General features: G+C 64.9%; 16 protein-coding genes. 9 read left to right on the top strand and 7 right to left on the bottom strand.

The annotated features are described in order from the left end of the window. Positions 1-132: 132 nt before the first annotated feature. Positions 133-651, bottom strand: coding sequence for a homoprotocatechuate degradation operon regulator HpaR (gene hpaR / locus M2427_RS16625; RefSeq protein ID WP_280707510.1), 519 nt, complete (start codon positions 649-651; stop codon positions 133-135). A 125-nt stretch (positions 652-776) separates the two neighbouring features. On the opposite strand from hpaR, the gene hpaH reads away from it, so the two are divergent. Genes hpaH through M2427_RS16595 form a run of 6 tightly spaced genes read left to right on the top strand, consistent with a single transcriptional unit; the run spans position 777 to position 7,081 of the window. Continuing rightward, the gene (gene hpaH / locus M2427_RS16620) at positions 777-1,583 is read left to right on the top strand and encodes a 2-oxo-hept-4-ene-1,7-dioate hydratase (RefSeq protein WP_280707509.1); all 807 of its coding nucleotides are present in this window, start codon (positions 777-779) and stop codon (positions 1,581-1,583) included. Positions 1,584-1,617: 34 nt separating this feature from the next. Continuing rightward, positions 1,618-2,016, top strand: coding sequence for a 5-carboxymethyl-2-hydroxymuconate Delta-isomerase (locus M2427_RS16615; RefSeq protein WP_280707508.1), 399 nt, complete (start codon positions 1,618-1,620; stop codon positions 2,014-2,016). Further along, positions 2,009-3,547: a 5-carboxymethyl-2-hydroxymuconate semialdehyde dehydrogenase gene (gene hpaE / locus M2427_RS16610; protein ID WP_280707507.1), complete on the top strand. Its 1,539-nt coding sequence runs from the start codon at positions 2,009-2,011 to the stop codon at positions 3,545-3,547. Before M2427_RS16615 ends, hpaE begins: the two co-directional genes overlap by 8 nt. 26 nt (positions 3,548-3,573) lie before the next feature. Continuing rightward, on the top strand, positions 3,574-4,557 hold the full coding sequence (gene hpaD, locus M2427_RS16605) for a 3,4-dihydroxyphenylacetate 2,3-dioxygenase (protein WP_280707505.1): 984 nt from the start codon (positions 3,574-3,576) through the stop codon (positions 4,555-4,557). A 3-nt stretch (positions 4,558-4,560) separates the two neighbouring features. After that, complete coding sequence (locus M2427_RS16600) at positions 4,561-5,430, top strand: fumarylacetoacetate hydrolase family protein (RefSeq protein ID WP_280707504.1); 870 nt, start codon at positions 4,561-4,563, stop codon at positions 5,428-5,430. A gap of 25 nt (positions 5,431-5,455) precedes the next feature. Beyond that, on the top strand, positions 5,456-7,081 hold the full coding sequence (locus M2427_RS16595; RefSeq protein ID WP_280707502.1) for a thiamine pyrophosphate-dependent enzyme: 1,626 nt from the start codon (positions 5,456-5,458) through the stop codon (positions 7,079-7,081). Here M2427_RS16595 and M2427_RS16590 read toward each other — a convergent pair. The 5 genes from M2427_RS16590 to M2427_RS16570 form a co-directional block, all read right to left on the bottom strand. After that, positions 7,059-8,300 (bottom strand): MFS transporter, encoded by a 1,242-nt coding sequence (locus M2427_RS16590; RefSeq protein WP_280707501.1) that lies wholly within the window; start codon positions 8,298-8,300, stop codon positions 7,059-7,061. The genes M2427_RS16595 and M2427_RS16590 overlap by 23 nt on opposite strands. A gap of 50 nt (positions 8,301-8,350) precedes the next feature. After that, the gene (alkB, locus tag M2427_RS16585; protein WP_280707499.1) at positions 8,351-9,004 is read right to left on the bottom strand and encodes a DNA oxidative demethylase AlkB; all 654 of its coding nucleotides are present in this window, start codon (positions 9,002-9,004) and stop codon (positions 8,351-8,353) included. A 9-nt stretch (positions 9,005-9,013) separates the two neighbouring features. Next, positions 9,014-9,760, bottom strand: a complete 747-nt coding sequence (locus tag M2427_RS16580) for a 2OG-Fe(II) oxygenase (protein WP_280707498.1) — start codon at positions 9,758-9,760, stop codon at positions 9,014-9,016. Positions 9,761-9,918: 158 nt separating this feature from the next. Beyond that, a complete protein-coding gene (locus M2427_RS16575) occupies positions 9,919-10,605 on the bottom strand; it encodes a DUF2848 domain-containing protein (protein WP_280707497.1) in 687 nt (228 codons plus the stop codon). Next, positions 10,598-11,959, bottom strand: a complete 1,362-nt coding sequence (locus tag M2427_RS16570; RefSeq protein WP_280707495.1) for an amidase — start codon at positions 11,957-11,959, stop codon at positions 10,598-10,600. The genes M2427_RS16575 and M2427_RS16570 overlap by 8 nt, the downstream gene beginning before the upstream one ends. Positions 11,960-12,149: 190 nt before the next feature. On the opposite strand from M2427_RS16570, the gene M2427_RS16565 reads away from it, so the two are divergent. From M2427_RS16565 to M2427_RS16555, 3 genes are all read left to right on the top strand, one after another. Continuing rightward, positions 12,150-12,563 carry a Zn-ribbon domain-containing OB-fold protein gene (locus M2427_RS16565; protein WP_280707494.1) on the top strand — a complete coding sequence of 138 codons (414 nt, stop codon included), beginning with the start codon at positions 12,150-12,152 and terminating at the stop codon, positions 12,561-12,563. Positions 12,564-12,566: 3 nt separating this feature from the next. Continuing rightward, positions 12,567-13,706, top strand: a complete 1,140-nt coding sequence (locus M2427_RS16560; RefSeq protein WP_280707493.1) for a thiolase — start codon at positions 12,567-12,569, stop codon at positions 13,704-13,706. 105 nt (positions 13,707-13,811) lie between these two features. After that, positions 13,812-14,726: an SDR family oxidoreductase gene (locus M2427_RS16555; protein ID WP_280707492.1), complete on the top strand. Its 915-nt coding sequence runs from the start codon at positions 13,812-13,814 to the stop codon at positions 14,724-14,726. Positions 14,727-14,893: 167 nt separating this feature from the next. Here M2427_RS16555 and ppc read toward each other — a convergent pair whose 3' ends face one another. Beyond that, complete coding sequence (gene ppc, locus M2427_RS16550; RefSeq protein WP_280707491.1) at positions 14,894-17,683, bottom strand: phosphoenolpyruvate carboxylase; 2,790 nt, start codon at positions 17,681-17,683, stop codon at positions 14,894-14,896. Positions 17,684-17,917 lie beyond the last annotated feature (234 nt).

Below are 17,917 nucleotides of genomic sequence, written 5' to 3'. Positions count from 1 at the left end.
CATGACGAGCGCCGCAACAGCGCGATCCTGCTTTCCGATGCCGATTTTGGACGGATCAGCTTGGGCGGCACTTTGAGCTAAAAAACGCGGCAATGTCCATGGCTGTTGCCGCACCCAAGCGCATATCTGGTTTCACTCCTCGGCACTTGCCTCATCGCCGGCGCCGAGCCCTGCGAGGCTCTGCTCAAGCTCGCCCAGCATCTCCTGCAGCTCGGCAAGTTTGCGCGCGCCGAAACGCTGCGTGATCTCGGCATAAATTGCTTCCGACGACGGCGCGACCGACGCCATCAGCTTCACACCCTCTTTCGAGATCGACACCATGCTGCGGCGCTGGTCCGCCTTCGCCGTCTTGCGCTCGATCAAATTGCGCGCCTCGAGATCCCGCAGGATGCGCGACAGGCTCGGTCCGAGGAGAAATGCCGTGCGCGCGAGTTCCGTGACCTCGGCGGCCTCGATCGCGGCGAGCGCGCGCAGGATGCGCCATTGCTGCTCGGTCAAACCATGCTCGCGCAGCGATGGGCGAAATTGCCGCATCACCGCCTCGCGCGCCCGCAAGAGCGACATCGGCAGCGATCGGGAGAAATCGCGCATCGGCACTTGCCGCGCGGCAGCCGCGTTTGCGCTGGTGGGTTCAGTGGATTTCTTGGCCATAACGCTCTTTCAAAGCCGCCCGTTCAGACCGGAAAACGTTTGCGGTGCAGCATAGGCGAATTGCGATTGACGCATTCACTTAACATGTTAAGTAACTCCCGGCACCAGGATTTGGCAGATCACCGATGGCGCTTTCGAACGACGATATCCAAGCCTGCGCGAAACGTCTGCACCAGGCGGAGAAGACCCGCGTGCAGATCCGGCAGCTCTCGCAGGACTTCCCAGACATCACCATCGCCCATGCCTACGCGATTCAGAAGGCATGGGTCGACATCAAGATCGCCGAAGGGCGCGTCGTCAAAGGCCACAAGATCGGCCTGACCTCGAAGGCGATGCAGAGCGCGCTCAACATCGACGAGCCGGATTCCGGCGTCCTGCTCGACGACATGTTCTTCGCCGACGGCGGCCTGGTGCCGACCGAGCGATTCATCGCGACGCGCGTCGAGGCCGAGCTCGCCTTCGTGATGAGCAAGCGGCTCGAAGGGCCCAATTGCACGCTATTCGACGTGCTCAACGCCACCGATTTCGTCGTGCCGGCGCTGGAGATCCTGGATACGCGCATCGAGCGCGTCGATCCCAAGACCAAGGCGATGCGCAAGATCTACGACACCATCGCCGACAATGCCGCGAATGCCGGCATCGTGCTCGGCGGACGGCCGATCCGTCCGCTGGATGCCGACCTGCGCTGGATCGGCGCGCTGTGCTTCAAGAACGGCCAGCTGGAAGAGACCGGGCTTGCCGCGGGCGTGCTCAATCATCCCGCGACCGCCGTGGCGTGGCTCGCCAACAAGATCGCGCCGCTCGGCCTTGCGCTCGAGCCCGGTCAGGTCGTGCTGGCGGGCTCCTTCATCCGTCCGATCGAGACCCGCAAGGGCGACACAATTCAAGCCGACTATGGCGCCTACGGCTCGGTCAGCTGCTACTTCGCTTAGAAAGCAACAAGAATACACAGGGAGTGAAACTGCCATGCCGCATTTCACGATCGAATATTCGGCCAATCTCGATGGCCGTCTCGACATCGGCGCCGTCTGCGAGATCGTGCGCAAGGCGGCCGTCGAGACCGGCATCTTCCCGCTTGGCGGCATCCGCGTTCGCGCCGTCAGGTGTGAACATTATGCGATTGCCGATAACAGGCACGATTACGGCTTTCTCGACATGGTGCTGCGCATCGGCGAAGGCCGCGATCTGCCGACCCGTCAGAAAGCCGGCGAGCATGTCTTCCAGGCGCTCTCTAAGCATCTTGATCCCGTCTTTGCCGCCAGCAAGTTCGCCTTGTCGTTCGACATGCAGATCAACGACAAGGACACCAGCTGGAAGCGCAACAACATCCACGACGCATTGAAAGTGGAGGCCGCCCATGGATAAGCCTACCCCGAAAACCGACATATTCCAGGCCAACCGCGACCGCGTCGCGCCGCTGCTCAAGAAGCTGCAGGCGGACGGCATCGGCCACATGATCGACGGCAAGATCGTGCCGGCGATCTCCGGCCAGACCTTTGAGACCAAGTCGCCGGTCGATGGCGCCGTGCTCGCAACCGTCGCGCGCGGCGATGCCGAGGACATCGATGCCGCGGCGACGGCTGCGGCGCTCGCCTTCAAGTCCTGGCGGGACATGGGGCCGGCGATGCGGCGCAAGCTGCTGCATCGGGTGGCCGACGCGATCGAAGACAATGCCGAAGACATCGCCGTGCTCGAATGCATCGACACCGGCCAAGCCTATCGCTTCATGGCCAAGGCCGCGATCCGCGCCGCCGAGAATTTCCGCTTCTTCGCCGACAAATGCGCCGAGGCGCGCGACGGCCTCAACACGCCGAGCGACGAGCACTGGAACGTCTCGACCCGCGTGCCGATCGGCCCTGTCGGCGTGATCACGCCATGGAATACGCCGTTCATGCTCTCGACCTGGAAGATCGCCCCTGCGCTCGCCGCGGGCTGCACGGTCGTGCACAAGCCGGCCGAATGGTCGCCGGTGACGGCCGCTATCTTGTCGAAGCTCGTTAAGGAGGCCGGCGTGCCCGACGGCGTGCTCAACACCGTGCACGGCTTCGGTGAGGAAGCCGGCAAGGCACTGACCGAGCATCCCGCGATCAAGGCGATCGGGTTTGTCGGCGAGAGCGCGACGGGTTCGGCGATCATGGTTCAGGGCGCGCCGACCTTGAAGCGCGTGCATTTCGAGCTCGGCGGCAAGAACCCCGTCATCGTGTTCGACGATGCCGATATGGACCGCGCGCTCGATGCCGTCGTGTTCATGATCTACTCGCTCAACGGCGAGCGCTGCACCTCGTCGAGCCGCCTGCTGATCCAGGCGAGCATCGCGGAAAAATTCATCGAGAAGCTGACTGCGCGCGTGAAGGCGCTGAAGGTCGGTCATCCCCTCGATCCCGCCACCGAAATCGGGCCACTGATCCACGAGCGGCACCTGGCCAAGGTGTGCTCCTATTTCGATGTCGCGCGGCAGGACGGCGCAACGATCGCGGTCGGTGGCAAGGCCTATGATGGCCCTGGCGGCGGACATTATGTCGAACCGACGCTGGTGACCGGCGCGAACGGCAAGATGCGCGTGGCGCAGGAAGAGGTGTTCGGCCCCTTCCTCACCGTGCTGCCCTTCAAGGACGAGAAAAACGCGATCGAGATCGCCAACGACATCCGTTATGGCCTGACCGGCTATGTCTGGACCAACGATGTGGGCCGAGCCTTGCGCGTTGCCGACGCGCTCGAGGCCGGCATGATCTGGCTGAACTCGGAAAACGTGCGCCATCTGCCGACGCCGTTCGGCGGCATGAAGGCCTCCGGCATCGGCCGCGACGGCGGCGATTACTCGTTCGACTTCTACATGGAAACCAAGCATGTCTCGCTGGCGCGGGGCACGCACAAGATCCAGAAACTGGGACTCTGACGTTCGTCGCTCCGAGGGAAACGCAAATGCCGGTACCGCAACACATCTTCGAGCCGCCATTCAACATCATCCGCTCCAGCCACGTCGTGCTCGACGTCACCGACCTGAAGCTGAGCCGCGAGTTCTACGAGACCACAGTCGGCCTGCATGTCGAGGACGCCGACACCAATGTCGTGTATTTGCGTGCCGCCGAGGAGCATCAGCATCACTCGCTGGTGCTGCGCAAAGCGGCCGTGCCCGCCTGCAACAGGCTCGGCTTCAAAGTCGGCAACGACAAAGATCTCGACAAGGCCGCAAAGTTCCTCTCCGAGAACAGTCTCAACTACGCCTTCGTCGACCAGCCCTTCCAAGGCCGCACGCTGCAGTTCACCGATCCGTTCGGCTTCCAGATCGAGCTCTACGCCTCGATGGAGCGCCGGCCGCATCTCTTGCGCCGCTATGACCTCTACAGGGGGTGCCATCCGCAGCGGCTCGACCATTTCAACGTCTTCGCTGCCGAGGTCCAGGACACCATCGACTTCTATGCCCGGCTGGGCTTCCGCCTCACCGAATATGCCGAGGAAGACGGACCGAACGGCCGCATCGCCGCCGCCTGGATGCATCGCAAGGGCAACGTCCACGACTTCGCCATCACCAACGGCAAGGGTCCGCGGCTGCACCACTTCGCCTACTGGACGCCGACGGCGATGAACATCATCCATCTCTGCGACGTGATGGCCTCACAGGGCTTTGTGAAGAACATCGAGCGCGGCCCGGGACGCCACGGCATTTCGAACGCGTTCTTCCTTTACGTCCGCGATCCCGATGGACATCGTCTCGAGCTCTACACCAGCGACTACTTCACCGGAGATCACGACCATGAGCCGCTGCGCTGGTCGTTGCGCGATCCGCGCCGCCAGACGCTGTGGGGCGCGCCCGCGCCGCGCTCCTGGTTCGAGCAGGGCTCGCCTTTTACGGGACAGGTCGTGCGTGAACCGAAATTCGTGGCCGATGTGCTGGTGGCGGATTAGGCCATGAAACTCCCCCGCCTCGCCACCTATTCCCTCAATGGTGCAACCCGCTACGGCGCCGTCCTTGCGGGCGGCATCGTCGATCTCTCCGCGCGCTACGCGAAGGACTATCCGACGCTGCGTGAAGTGATCGCCGCCGGAAAGCTCGTGAGCTTCGCCGAAGAGGCCGCCGGTCGCACGCCGGTTCACGCGCTCGACGAGATCACCTGGCTGCCGCCGGTGCCAGCACCGGAGAAGATCATCTGCATCGGCGTCAACTATCCTGATCGTAACGCCGAGTACAAGGACGGCCAGGAGGCGCCGAAATATCCGAGCATGTTCATGCGCTCGCCTCGCTCGTTTGTGGGCCACGACACGCCGCTGGTGCGTCCGCGCGCATCCGCGCAGCTCGACTATGAGGGTGAGATCGCGCTGGTGATCGGCAAGCCCGGCCGGCACATCAAGGAGAGTGCCGCACTCGATCACATCGCAGCGCTCACCCTCTGCAACGAGGGTTCGGTGCGCGACTGGCTGCGTCACGCCAAGTTCAACGTGACGCAGGGCAAGAACTTTGATTCCAGCGGCAGCCTCGGGCCGTGGCTGGTGCCCTACACCAGGGAAGCGCAGATCGCCGACATCAGGCTGACCACCCATGTCAACGGCGAGCTGCGGCAGGACGACCGCACCAGCCGGCTGATGTTTCCGTTCCGCTATCTCATCAGCTATATCTCGACCTTCGCGACGCTCGTCCCCGGCGACGTCATCGTCACGGGCACGCCGACCGGCGCAGGTGCGCGGTTCGATCCGCCGCGGTACTTAAAGCCCGGCGACGTCATCGAGGTCGCGGCCGAGGGCATCGGCACGTTGCGCAACGGCGTCGTCGACGAAGCCTGATCAACAATCGAACTGGAATGATGCAATGACCACCCTCACCGGCGGCGAAGCGATCGTAAGCGGGCTTGTCGCCCATGGCGTCGACACCGTGTTCGGCCTGCCCGGCGCGCAGGTCTACGGCCTGTTCGACGCCTTCCACCAGGCCCAGCTCAAGGTGATCGGTGCACGGCATGAGCAGGCCTGCGGCTACATGGCTTTCGGCTATGCACGCTCCAGCGGCAAGCCCGGCGTGTTCAGCGTGGTGCCCGGCCCCGGCGTGCTCAACGCCAGTGCCGCGCTGCTGACAGCTTTCGGCTGCAACGAGCCGGTGCTGTGCGTCACCGGCCAGGTGCCGACGCAGTTTCTCGGCAAGGGCCGCGGTCATCTGCACGAGATGCCGGACCAGCTCGCGACCTTGCGGACCTATGTGAAATGGGCCGACCGCATCGAACATCCCGGCAACGCACCGACGACCGTCGCGCGCGCCTTTCAGGAGATGATGTCGGGACGACGTGGTCCAGCCTCGGTCGAGATGCCCTGGGATATCTTCACCCAGCGCGCCGAGACCGCCGCCGCACAGGTGCTGGAGCCGCTGCCCGCGCCGCAGCCTGATCCTGATATGATCAGGCAGGCGACCGCGCTGATCAAGAACAGCAAGGCGCCGATGATTTTCGTCGGCAGCGGCGCGATCGACGCGCGCGCGGAGATCCTCGAACTGGCCGAGATGATCGATGCCCCTGTCGTTGCTTTCCGCAGCGGCCGCGGCATCGTCTCCAATGCGCACGAACTCGGCCTCACCATGGCCGCCGCCTACAAGCTGTGGGCCAAGACCGATCTGATGATCGGCATCGGCACGCGGCTGGAGCTGCCGACCATGTCGCGCTGGCCGTACCAGCCCGACGGCCTCAAGAGCATCCGCATCGACATCGATCCCGTCGAGATGCGACGCTATCCCTCGAACACAGCGATCGTCGCCGATGCCAAGGCCGCCACCGCCGATCTCGCTGCGGCCGTCAGCAAGGCCGGATACAGCAAGACCGCCGGCCGACGCGCCGCGATCCGAGACGCCACCGCGACGGCGCAGCAGGAGATCCAGCGCATCCAGCCGCAGATGGCGTATCTCAACATCCTGCGCGAGGTGCTGCCGGCGAACGCGATCGTGACCGACGAGCTGTCGCAGTTCGGCTTCGCCTCCTGGTACGGCTTTCCGATCTATGAGCCGCGCACTTTCGTCACGTCAGGCTATCAGGGCACGCTTGGCTCGGGCTTCCCGACTGCGCTCGGAGCCAAGGTCGCCAACCCGGACAAGCCGGTGGTGGCGATCACCGGCGACGGCGGCTTCATGTTCGGCGTGCAGGAGCTTGCCACCGCCGTGCAGTTCAACATCGGCGTGGTGACGCTGGTGTTCAACAACAACGCCTATGGCAATGTCCGTCGCGACCAGCGCGAACGCTTTGACGGTCGCGTGGTGGCGTCCGACCTGGTCAATCCGGACTTCGTCAAACTGGCTGAATCCTTTGGCGTAGCCTCTGCGCGCGTCACGGCGCCGGACCAGTTCAAGGCGGCGATGGAGAAGGCGCTGGCGCATGGCGGGCCCTACCTGATCTCCGTCGAGGTGACCAGGGATTCCGAAGTGAGCCCGTGGGCGTTCATTCACCCGCCGAAGCCTTGAGGTGGGTGCTGCCCTGTAGCCGCGCGGCCGCGATCACCAGGAGGCCGGCGCCTGCGACCGACCAGCACGCAACCGGCGCCCAGTGCAGCATCGGCGCGTAATCCGGGATTTTCTGCAGACCGCCGGCGACCGCCGCCATTCGCGCGAACGTGCCAAGCGCCAGCGCGGAGAACACGAGGCCCGTCACCTTGCCTTCCGCGCCGGTCGAGCCGATCGCAAGCGCTGCCGAGATCGCGCTCATCAGCATGCAGCCCCACGCAGCGCCGGCGAGAAATTGCGCGACGATCAAAATGTTGAGGCTTCCCGCGAATTCAGCCGCCGCGATCGCGACCGCGCCGAACAGCCCGGCCGCGCCCATCACAATCAGGCCGCCGCGGTGCTTGACGATAAGGCTCGCCGGAAACATCGCGATGTTGAAGCCGATCCAGAACACCGGCATCAGCCATTGCAGCTGATCCGGCTTGGCAAAGCGCAGATAGAACGGCGCGCTGTTCATGGCAAAGTGCAGCTGATAGCCGAGCGCGAGAGCGACCATCGCGACGATGAAGATAATCGACGTCAGGCCCAGCGGCTTGGCCGCCTCCTCAGGCGTGGGCGGCGGCGTATCCCGCGCGGCATCGTATTCGATTCGCGAGAGCGCCAGCGCGGTGAGCAGCAGCACGACGCTGGAGATCACGAACGGCAGCCGCGCGTCGTGCTCGCGCAAGACCACGCCGAGATAGGGTGAGATCGCGCCGGCAACGCCGTAGCCGAGCATGGCGAGCGCGGCGAGGAACGGCACCTGCGGACGCGCGCGGTATTTGCCGAGCAAAGTCAGCGGCGGCGCGCGCAGCGCCGACGAGGTGGCCGCCCAGACCACGATCAACACGATGAACCAGCCCTGCGCAGACGCGCCAGCACCGGCAACGAAGGGCAGCGCGAGAAACGCGCCGCAGGAAATCGCAGTCACGAGCCCGACGAACAGGCCAAGCCTGCCGATAACAGGCGCAAGCTTGTCGGCGGCGATCCCCATCGCGGTGTCGGCAATGGTGAAGATCGCCTGATCCAGCATCAGGATGAGGATCACGGCGGACGGCGCGATGCCAACCTGTGCAGCAAGCTTCGGCAGGTAGATGACGTAAGTGGTCCAGCCCAGCGTGAACACCAGCTGCAGCGCGGCGAGATAGAGGCCGGTGCGATTGGCCGTCCCAGTATCAGCCGAGATCTGTGCTGTCGACATATCGCCGCCTCCCCGCCGGAGCTTAACCGAGCTAGGCCTGCGAGAAAACGTCAGCGCGTGCGGCGGAAGGTCAAATTGATCCTGATCCGCCCGAGCAGCCCATGCTCGCCGTCGGCGAGCGGCGCGACGCCGTGATAGGCGAACCGCGATGGCCCGCCCCAGACCACGACGTCGCCATGGACGAGCCGGAAGCGGCGCGGCTTGTCGGCGCGCGCAAGGCCTCCGAACAGGAAGGTCGCGGGCAGGCCGAGCGAGACCGAGACGATCGGCGCAGAGAAATCCAGCTCGTCCTTGTCCTGGTGCAGCGATAGCCGCGTACCCGGCTCGTAGCGATTGACGAGGCAGGCATCGGGCGCGAAGTCTTTAAAGCCGCCCTGCTCCGCCGCGCGGCGGGCGAGATCGCGCAGGACCGCCGGCATCGCTGGCCACGGCGCGCCGGTTCGCGGATCGATGGGATCGTAGCGATAGCCGGTGTGATCGGTGATCCAGCCGCGCTCGCCGCAATTGGTCATGGCCACCGACATCTGGTAGCCGCCGGGCGTCGTCATCCGGCGGAACGGCGATTGCGCCACGATGGCGCGCACGGTGTCGATCAGCTCGCGCTCGATCGGCCTGACGAAACCACGCAGCAACATGGCGCCGTCGGCGATCTCCTCGCGCGACGGCTGGGCCTCGGCAACGCTATCGAACAAATCGGCGGTCAATCGTCGCGCTCATTTGGCATCATGAAAGATCACACCCAGCGTGTGGCGCTGGCCGGACCTGATCCGGCTGACGCCATGGCGCAGATTAACGCGGTAGGTGCCGCGAGTCCCCTGCACCGGGCGGTGATGCACAGCGAAGGCCACCGCATCGCCCTGTGCCAGTGGAACCACCTCGGCGCGAGACTGCATGCGCGGGCGCTGTTCCGTCAGCACGAACTCGCCGCCGGTGAAATCGCGCCCCGGTTCGGACAAGGGGATCGCCACCTGCAGCGGGAACACGTGCTCGCCATAGAGGTCCTGGTGCAGGCAATTGTAGTCGCCGGCCTCGTACTGCAGCAGCAGCGGCGTCGGTCGCGGCTGCCCCGCCTCGTGGCAGCGTTTCAGGAACGCGGCGTGTGCCGTGGGATAGCGGATGTCGATCCCCATCGCCTCGTTCCAGCTGTTGGCGACAGGCTGTAGGTGCTCGTAGAGTGCCTGGCGCAGTTGGGCGATCAGGTCGGGCAGCGGATAGGAGAAATATTTGTACTCGCCGCGGCCGAAACCGTGGCGCCCCATGACGACGCGGCTGCGGAAGTTGGCGTCGTCAGGATAGAGCGCAGCCATGGCGCGGCATTGGTCGGGGGTGAGCAGGCCTTTGAGGACGGCGCAGCCCTGGGAATTGAGCTCGGTGGTGATCTGGGGCCAGTCGAGGGTATCAACGTTGGCTGCGAGATCGGCGGACGGTTTCTCCGGCGATTTGCGTGCTGTTGCTGTCATGGCCGACATTCTCGCAAAGCTGGCTAACCCTCTGCCACCCGATTTCCGATGACTGCCTCACCGTCATTGCGAGGAGCTCTTGCGACGAAGCAATCCAGGCTGGTTCCGCGGAGGGATTCTGGATTGCTTCGCTTCGCTCGCAATGACGCGGAGAGAGATTACCCCCGCACCGGCAGCGTCACCACGTCGTACCCATGCCTGATCGTGCGCTTCAGCACGGGATCTTCCAGTTCGAAGTCGAAGCGATCGGCCGGACGGATGCCGCCCTTGGCGGCAAACGTGCCGCCGAACATGGCGCAGCCGTCAGGGAACTCGCCGCCCTCGAAGCCGCGCGCGATCAAATCGGCAACCGGCAGCATCGCATCCAACGTGCCCTCCTGGTAGAGCACGCGCTCGCCCTTGATGGTGGCCCAGGAGCGCAGGATCATCTTGTCCCAATGGCCGGCGACGTCCTCGAGCTCCCACAGCGTGGACGCAATGGGCTTGTCGCACATCTGCTTGGAGACGGTGACGTTGTAGGCTTCGACCTTGCGGTCGGTGTGGTCGGAGCCGCAGCCGACGAAGATGCGGCCCTGCCAGCCGACCAGCACGAACTCGACTTCGCCTGAGGAATCGCTGCCGCAGCATTCGATGCTGTCTTCCTGAGTGAGCCGCCGCGCCGAGGCGCGATAGTAGATCGGCGTCGAGGCCGGCGGGGCGATGCCCATTTCTTGCAGTTCAGCGATGTGCTTGTCGCGCGCCACAGGATCGCGGCCGGTCCAGCCCGCGATGACCATCTGGTCGATCGCCAGCGTCAGCGGCGTGGTGGTGTCCTTGGCATCGATGGTGAAAGTCAGGTCAAACACGAATGACGGCCTCCATGCCGGCAGCAAGTTCAAAGATACGCCGGTCTGATCCGCCCGCCCCTGCAAGCATCAGGCCGACGGGAACATCGCCTTCGCGATGTGCGGGCAGCGAGATGGCGCAGCCGTCGATCATGTTGATCAGGGTGCAATTGCGCAGTGCGCGCAGGTTTTGCGTGGTGAATGCCTTGTCATCGGCGAGATCGGCGATCTTCGGCGGCGTGTTGGCGGTTGTCGGCAGCACCAGGGCATCATAGGGCGCGATGCGCGCATTGACGCGGGCGATCAGCGAGCGGCGCTCGTTGAGGAGATCGATGTAATCGGCCGCGCTCTGCGCCTCGCCGCGCAGGATGCGGACGGAGACGCGGGGGTCATAGACGTCGCCCTTGGCGGTGATGAGATAGCGATGCCAGGCGTAGCTCTCGGACGCCGCAAAGCCGCCCTTGGCATTCATCGGGCCGATGTCGTGGAATTCGGCCATCTCGATGCGCTCGATGATGGCGCCATGATCGGCGAGCGATTTCAGAGCGCGCTCGAAGGTCTCGGAGACCTCCGCGTCGAGATCGTCGAGCGCAATCGTGGTCGGCACCGCGAGCCGCATACCCTTCACAGGGCGCGGCTTCAGCGCAACAATCGGCTCGTTGGCAAGGACCGCGTCAAGTATGGCACAGCAGCTGACCGATCGAGCCAGCGGCCCGATGCTGTCGAGCGAGAACGACAGCGGCACCGCGCCGTCGAGCGGCACGCGGCGCTGCGTCGGCTTGTAGCCGACGATGCCATTGAAGGCCGCTGGAATGCGGCAAGAGCCGCCGGTATCGGTGCCGAGCGCGCCATGCGCCATGCCGTCGAGCACGGAGACCGCCGCGCCCGAGGACGAGCCGCCGGGCACATGGCCCTGACCTTGGCCCTCGCCCCGGTTCCAGGCGCCTTTAGGTGTACCATAGTGCGGATTGATGCCGATGCCGGAATAGGCGAACTCGGTCATGTTGGTGCGCCCGATCACGACGAAGCCCGCCTTGCGCAGCCGCGCCACGGTGGCGGCATCCTGCTCGGCCGGTGGGGAGTCATTGAGGGCGCGGGAGCCGGCGCGCGTCACCTGGCCCTTGATGTCGAACAGATCCTTGATCGAAACCGGGATACCGGCATAGCGCGACGGCGCGGCCTTGGCCTTGCGCAAGATGTCCATCGCATCCGCGGTTGCGAGCGCGGCGTCCTTGTCGACATGGAGGAAGGTGCGCTGGCCCTCGCCCGCCGGATCGGCGATCCTTGCGATGCAGGCCTCGACCAGCTTGCGAGAGGTGGTGCGGCCGCTTTCGAGGTCCGCGGCGAGCGTCGCCAGTGTCGGAAAATCGGGCATGTCTGTCTCACGGAATATTGCGCGCGCAATCTATAGCGCCGGCCCAGTTCGACACAAGCATTGTGCGCATGATGTCATGCATGCTGCTGGCTGGACCGTTGACGCGCGATAGCCGATTGTCGCATCAAGATCGGAACAGGCGGGCTTGGAGCCTGCCCATTGGCAAGATATTTGGGGAGGGCTTTCCAAGATGGCCGAACCGCAGCGCGCGCGACCGAAACCGACGCCGGAGACCCAGCATTTCTGGGACGGCACCAAAGCAGGTGAGCTCCGCCTGCAACGCTGCGACGCCTGCGCGCATGTCTACTTTCCGCCGCGCCCGTTCTGCCCGTCCTGCGCCTCGCGCAAGGTGTCTGTCTTCAAGGCGAGCGGCCAGGGTTTCCTCTACAGCTACGTGATCAACCACCGCCCCGCCGCGCCCGGCTTCACGCCGCCTTACGCGATCGCCGTGGTCGAACTGGACGAGGGCCCGCGGATGATGAGCAACATCATCGACTGCCCGCAGACGCCGGAGGCGCTCGAGCTCGACATGAAGCTGGAGGTCGCGTTCCAGCAGCTGGACGACAAGATCACCCTCCCCGTGTTCCGTCCGGCGAAGGGGTAGACCATGCGCAAGAACCAGGTTGCCGTTGTCGGCGCGGCCGAGACCACCGAGCTCGGCGTCATCCCCAACGCTTCGCAGCTCCAGCTTCACGCGGATGCGGCGCTCAATGCCATCGCGGATGCCGGGCTGAAGCTGTCCGACATCGACGGCTTCGCCACCGCGGTCGAAACGCCGCAGCAGGTCTGCCACTATCTCGGCATCAAGCCGACCTGGGTGGACGGCACCTCGGTCGGCGGCTGCTCGTTCATGCTGCACGTCCGACACGCTGCCGCTGCGATCGAGGCCGGGCTCTGCAAGACCGTGCTGATCACCCATGCCGAGAGCGGCAAGTCGATGATCGGCAAACAGCCACGTTCGACGCCGGCCGACAGCCTCAACGGCCAGTTCGAGGCGCCTTACGGCGTTTATGGTCCGCCCAGCATGTTCCCGATTCCCGTGCTGCGCTTCATGAAGACCTACGGCATCACGCATGAGCAGCTCGCTTCGGTCGCGGTCGTGCAGCGCGAATGGGCCGCGAAGAATCCGCGGGCAATGATGAAGGACCCGATCACGGTCGCCGACGTCCTCAACTCCCGCATGATCGCCTATCCGTTTCGCCTCTTGCAGTGCTGCCTCGTCACCGACGGCGGCGGCGCGCTGATCCTGACCTCGGCCGATCGCGCCAGGGACTTTCCGCGCAAGCCCGTCTACATCATGGGCACTGGCGAGAGCGTGGAGACGCCGATGGTGAGTCAGATGGAGACGTTCAATTCCTCGCGCGCCTTCAAGACCGCGGGGCCGCTGGCCTTCAAGGAGGCCGGCATCGCCCACAAGGACGTCGACCATCTCATGATCTACGACGCCTTTGCGCATCTGCCGCTGTTCGGCCTCGGCGACCTCGGCTTCATGCCGCACGAGGAGACCGGCAAGTTCATCGCTGACGGCAACACGCGGCCCGGGGCTAAGCTGCCGCTCAACACCAATGGCGGTGGCCTCTCCTACATGCATTCGGGCATGTACGGCATGTACGCGCTCCAGGAGAGCGTACGGCAGATGCGCGGCATCGCGCCGGCACAGGTGCCGAACGCGAAGATTTCCGTGTGCCACGGCGTCGGCGGCATGTTCGCCGCGTCGGGCACGATCGTGTTTACGAACGAGAGGTAGCAGCCCGTCATTCCGGGGCGCGCGCAGCGCGAACCCGGAATCTCGAGATTCCGGGTCTGGTGCTTCGCACCATCCCGGAGTGACGGACATAACAGGAGAACCCACATGAGCAAATCACTGCAGGACAAGGTCATCATCGTCACCGGCGCAGGCCGCGGCATCGGGCGCGAGATCGCGCTGCTCTGCGCGGCTGAGGGCGCCAAGGTCGTCGTCAACGATCCCGGCGGAGCTGCCGATGGTGCCGGATCGAGTGCTTCACCGGCTGAGGAAGTGGTGGACGAGATCAAGAAGCGCGGCGGCACGGCGGTTGCCAATTTCGAGTCGGTCGCGGAAGCCATCCCCGCCAGCAAGATCGTGAAGACCGCGACCGATCATTTCGGCCGGCTCGACGGCGTCGTCAACAATGCGGGCATCCTGCGCGACATGATCTTCCACAAGATGAGCGTGGAAGCGTTCGAGGCCGTGATCAAGGTGCATCTGATGGGCTCGTTCTACGTCAGCCACGCCGCCGCGCGCATCTTCCGCGAGCAGGAGAGCGGCTCTTTCGTGCACTTCACCTCGACCTCCGGCCTGATCGGCAATTTCGGCCAGGCCAATTACGCCGCCGCCAAGCTCGGCATCGTCGGCCTCTCCAAGTCGATCGCGCTCGACATGGGCCGCTTCAACGTCCGCTCCAACTGCGTTTCGCCGTTCGCCTGGACCCGCATGATCGGCACTATCCCGACCGAGACCGAGGCCGAGAAGGCGCGCGTCGAGAAGATCAAGCAGATGGGCCCGGAGAAGATCGCGCCGATCTGCGCCTATCTGCTCTCGGATGCCGCCAAGGACGTTTCGGGCCAGATTTTTGGCGCACGCATGAATGAGCTGTTCCTGTTCAGCCAGAACCGCCCGCTGCGCTCGGTGCATCGCAGCGAAGGCTGGACGCCGCAATCGATCGCGGAGCACGGCATGCCGGCGCTGAAGGGCTCGTTCTACAAGCTCGACCGCTCGGCGGATATTTTCCCGTGGGATCCGGTGTAAGGACGCAGTCTTTCCACACGTCATGGCCGGGCATAGCCGTCCGAAGGACGGCGTCGCTTCCGCTCGCCTATGACCCGGCCATCCACGTCTTGACGCGGGGTACGAAGAACGTGGATGCCCGGGACAGGCCCGGGCATGACGGCTGAGCGCGTGGCGGCTGCGTCGCCCTACCCCGTATTCCGCAGTCCCGCCGAGATGCCGTTGATCGTCAGCTGAATCCCGCGCAGCACCTGCTCGTCTGGGGACTGCGCGCGGTGCGCCCTCAACAGTTCGACCTGCACGTGGTTGAGCGGATCGAGATAGGGGAAGCGGTGGCGCACCGAGCGCTCGAGCAGCGGGTTGCCCTGGAGCAGGCGGTCCTGCCCCATGATATCGAGCAGCGTCTCGATGCAGGAATGCCATTCGCGGCGGATGCGGCCGAAGATCTTTTCGCGCAAGGCCTCATCCGGCACCAGTTCGGCATAGCGCGAGGCGATCGCGATCGAGCTTTTCGCCAGCACCATGTCCATGTTCGACAAGAGCATGCGGAAGAACGGCCATTCCTTGTAGAGCTCTTTCAGGAACGGCATGCCCTTATCGGGATGCTCCGCGATCCATTGCTCGACCGCGCTGCCGAAGCCGTACCAGCCCGGCAGCATCAGGCGGCATTGCGCCCAGGAGAACACCCAGGGGATCGCGCGCAGATCCTCGATCGCGCGGGTCTTCTTGCGCGAGGCCGGGCGGCTGCCGATGTTGAGCGTCGCGATCTCGTTGATCACGGTCGACGACCAGAAGTAATCGACGAAGCCCTCGGTCTCGTAGACGAGGCCGCGATAGGCCTTGAAGGCGAGGCTCGACAGCTCGTCCATCGCAGTCAGATAGTCGCGGCGCGGCGCGCTCTGGCGCGGATGCAACAGGCTCGCCTCCAGCGTCGCAGCCGCCAGGATCTCGAGATTGTTGCGGCCGACTTCCGCATTGGAATATTTCGACGAGATGATCTCGCCCTGCTCGGTGATGCGGATCTGGCCGTTCACCGCGCCACCGGGCTGGGCGATGATGGCGTCATAGCTCGGACCGCCGCCGCGACCGACCGAACCGCCGCGGCCGTGGAACAGGCGCAGCCGCACGTGATGACGCTCGAACACCTCGACGAGGCCGATCTCGGCCTTGTAGAGCTCCCAGCCCGAGGTGACGAAGCCGCCATCCTTGTTCGAGTCGGAATAGCCGAGCATGACCTCCTGGACGCTGCCGCGGCTGTCGACGAGACGGCGATAATCGTGCAGCGACAGCATGCGATCCATGATGCCGGAGGACGCCTGCAAATCCTCGATGGTCTCGAACAGCGGCACGATGTTGATGGCGCTGCGCCCGGAGGGATGAACGAGGCCGACTTCCTTGAGCAGCACCGCGACCTCGAGCATGTCGGACATGCCCTTGCACATCGAGATGATGCATTGGGGGATCGCATCCGAGCCGAAACGCGCATGCGCTTCCGCGGCCGCATGGAAAACGTTGAGCTCGCCCATGGTCTCGTCGCTGTATTTGACGAAGGGCGACACCAGCGAGCGTGTGCTGCGCAGTTCGTTCGTCAGGAGCGAGATGCGCGCGTCCTCGCCGAGCGCGAGATAGGACATGCCGGGATTGGCGGCGTCCATCAGCTCGGCGATGGTGCGCTCGTGCACGGCCGAATTCTGGCGGATGTCGAGCCGCGCAAGGTGAAAGCCAAAGCAATCGACGGCGCGCCGGAGCAGTCGCAGCCGGCCGCGGGCGATGACGCGGGCGTTGTTGGAGATCAGCGAGCGGTGCAGCACGTCGAGATCGGCCTGCAATTCCTTGACGCTCTCGTAAGGAGCGCCCTTGCCGACCGGCCGGCGGGTGATCTCGACCTCGAGCTTTTCGGCCGTGGCGGTCAGGCGCGCATAGATGCCGGAGACCGCAAGGCGATAGGGCTCGCCGCTCCGGTGCGGCGAGGTATCGGGCGAGCGCTCCGCGAGGTTCCGCAACTCCTCGGAGATGTCGGCGAGATGCGCCGCGATCGACAATTCCGAGCCGAGCACGTGCAGCTCGTTCAGATAGAACTGCATCACCCGGCTCGACTGCAGCCGTAGTGTGCCGCGCATCACGTCGGCGGTGACGAAGGGATTGCCGTCGCGGTCGCCGCCGATCCAGCTGCCCATGCGCAGGAACGAGGCGAGCTCGGAGGCGGCCTGCTCGCCGCCCTCCTCCAGCCGGTCTTCCAGCGCGTTGACCAGCCGCGGCACCTCGCGCAGGAACGTGTAGTCGTAGAACGACAGGCCGTTGGCGACCTCGTCGAGCACGGTGAGCTTGGTCCGGCGCAAGAGATTGGTCTGCCACAGCGTCAGAACCTCGCGGCGAAGCTGCTCGTCGCTGGCGGCGGCCTCGTCCGCTGTCAAGGCGACGCGCTCGCGACGGTCGAGCAGCGCGGCCACCTCCATCTCGCGGTCCATGGTGCTCTTGCGTCGGACCTCGGTCGGGTGCGCGGTCAGCACCGGGCTGACCAGCGCGCTCTTGAAGAATTTGCGCAGCGCGTCGGCGTCGATCCCTGCACTCCTGGCCTTGGCGAGCGTCTCCGCCAGGACGCCGGAGCCGCCGTTCTTGCCGGCACGCATCTGGCGGATGTTATTCTGGTCCTCGGCGATGTTGGCGAGGTGGGAGAAATAGCTGAAGGCGCGCACGATCCGCACCGTGTCGGAGGTCGACATGCTGTCGAGGATCTGCTCGAGCTCGCGGCGGGCGAGCCGGTCCTCGTCACGGTGAAACCGGATCGAGGTCTGGCGGATGCGCTCGACCAGGTCGAACACATCAGCCCCCTCCTGGTCACGCACCGTGTCGCCCAGGATGCGCCCGAGCAGGCGGATATCGTCGCGCAGCCGGACGTCCGCCTCCAGCGCCTGAGCGTCCTCAGGCCGGTTCGCGCGAAGATCGGCAGCGTCGGATGGTGCAGTCTGGAGGGACATGGCTCGCTCCTGTTCTAGAGCTCCCAATGGCTCCCCGGCCGGAGGAGTGTGCGATATTTTTCTGCCGCAGTGCAAGATGAAGTTGGGGCGGCGCACACCAGCTTCCGTGTCCCGGACGCGCTGCAACGCCCTTCAGCGTTGCTGCGCAGAGCCGGCAACTGTTATGTCGATGGGGCGATCATATAAGGTTTTCGGTCGCGCATCATTGCGTTGAGCACGGTTAGAAGCTTCCTG

The organism is Bradyrhizobium sp. BR13661 (assembly GCF_029892425.1).
In the GTDB taxonomy this organism is placed as follows: Bacteria; Pseudomonadota; Alphaproteobacteria; order Rhizobiales; family Xanthobacteraceae; genus Bradyrhizobium.
Note: the sequence above shows the minus strand (reverse complement) of the source record. Positions and strands in the feature narration are given on the sequence as shown.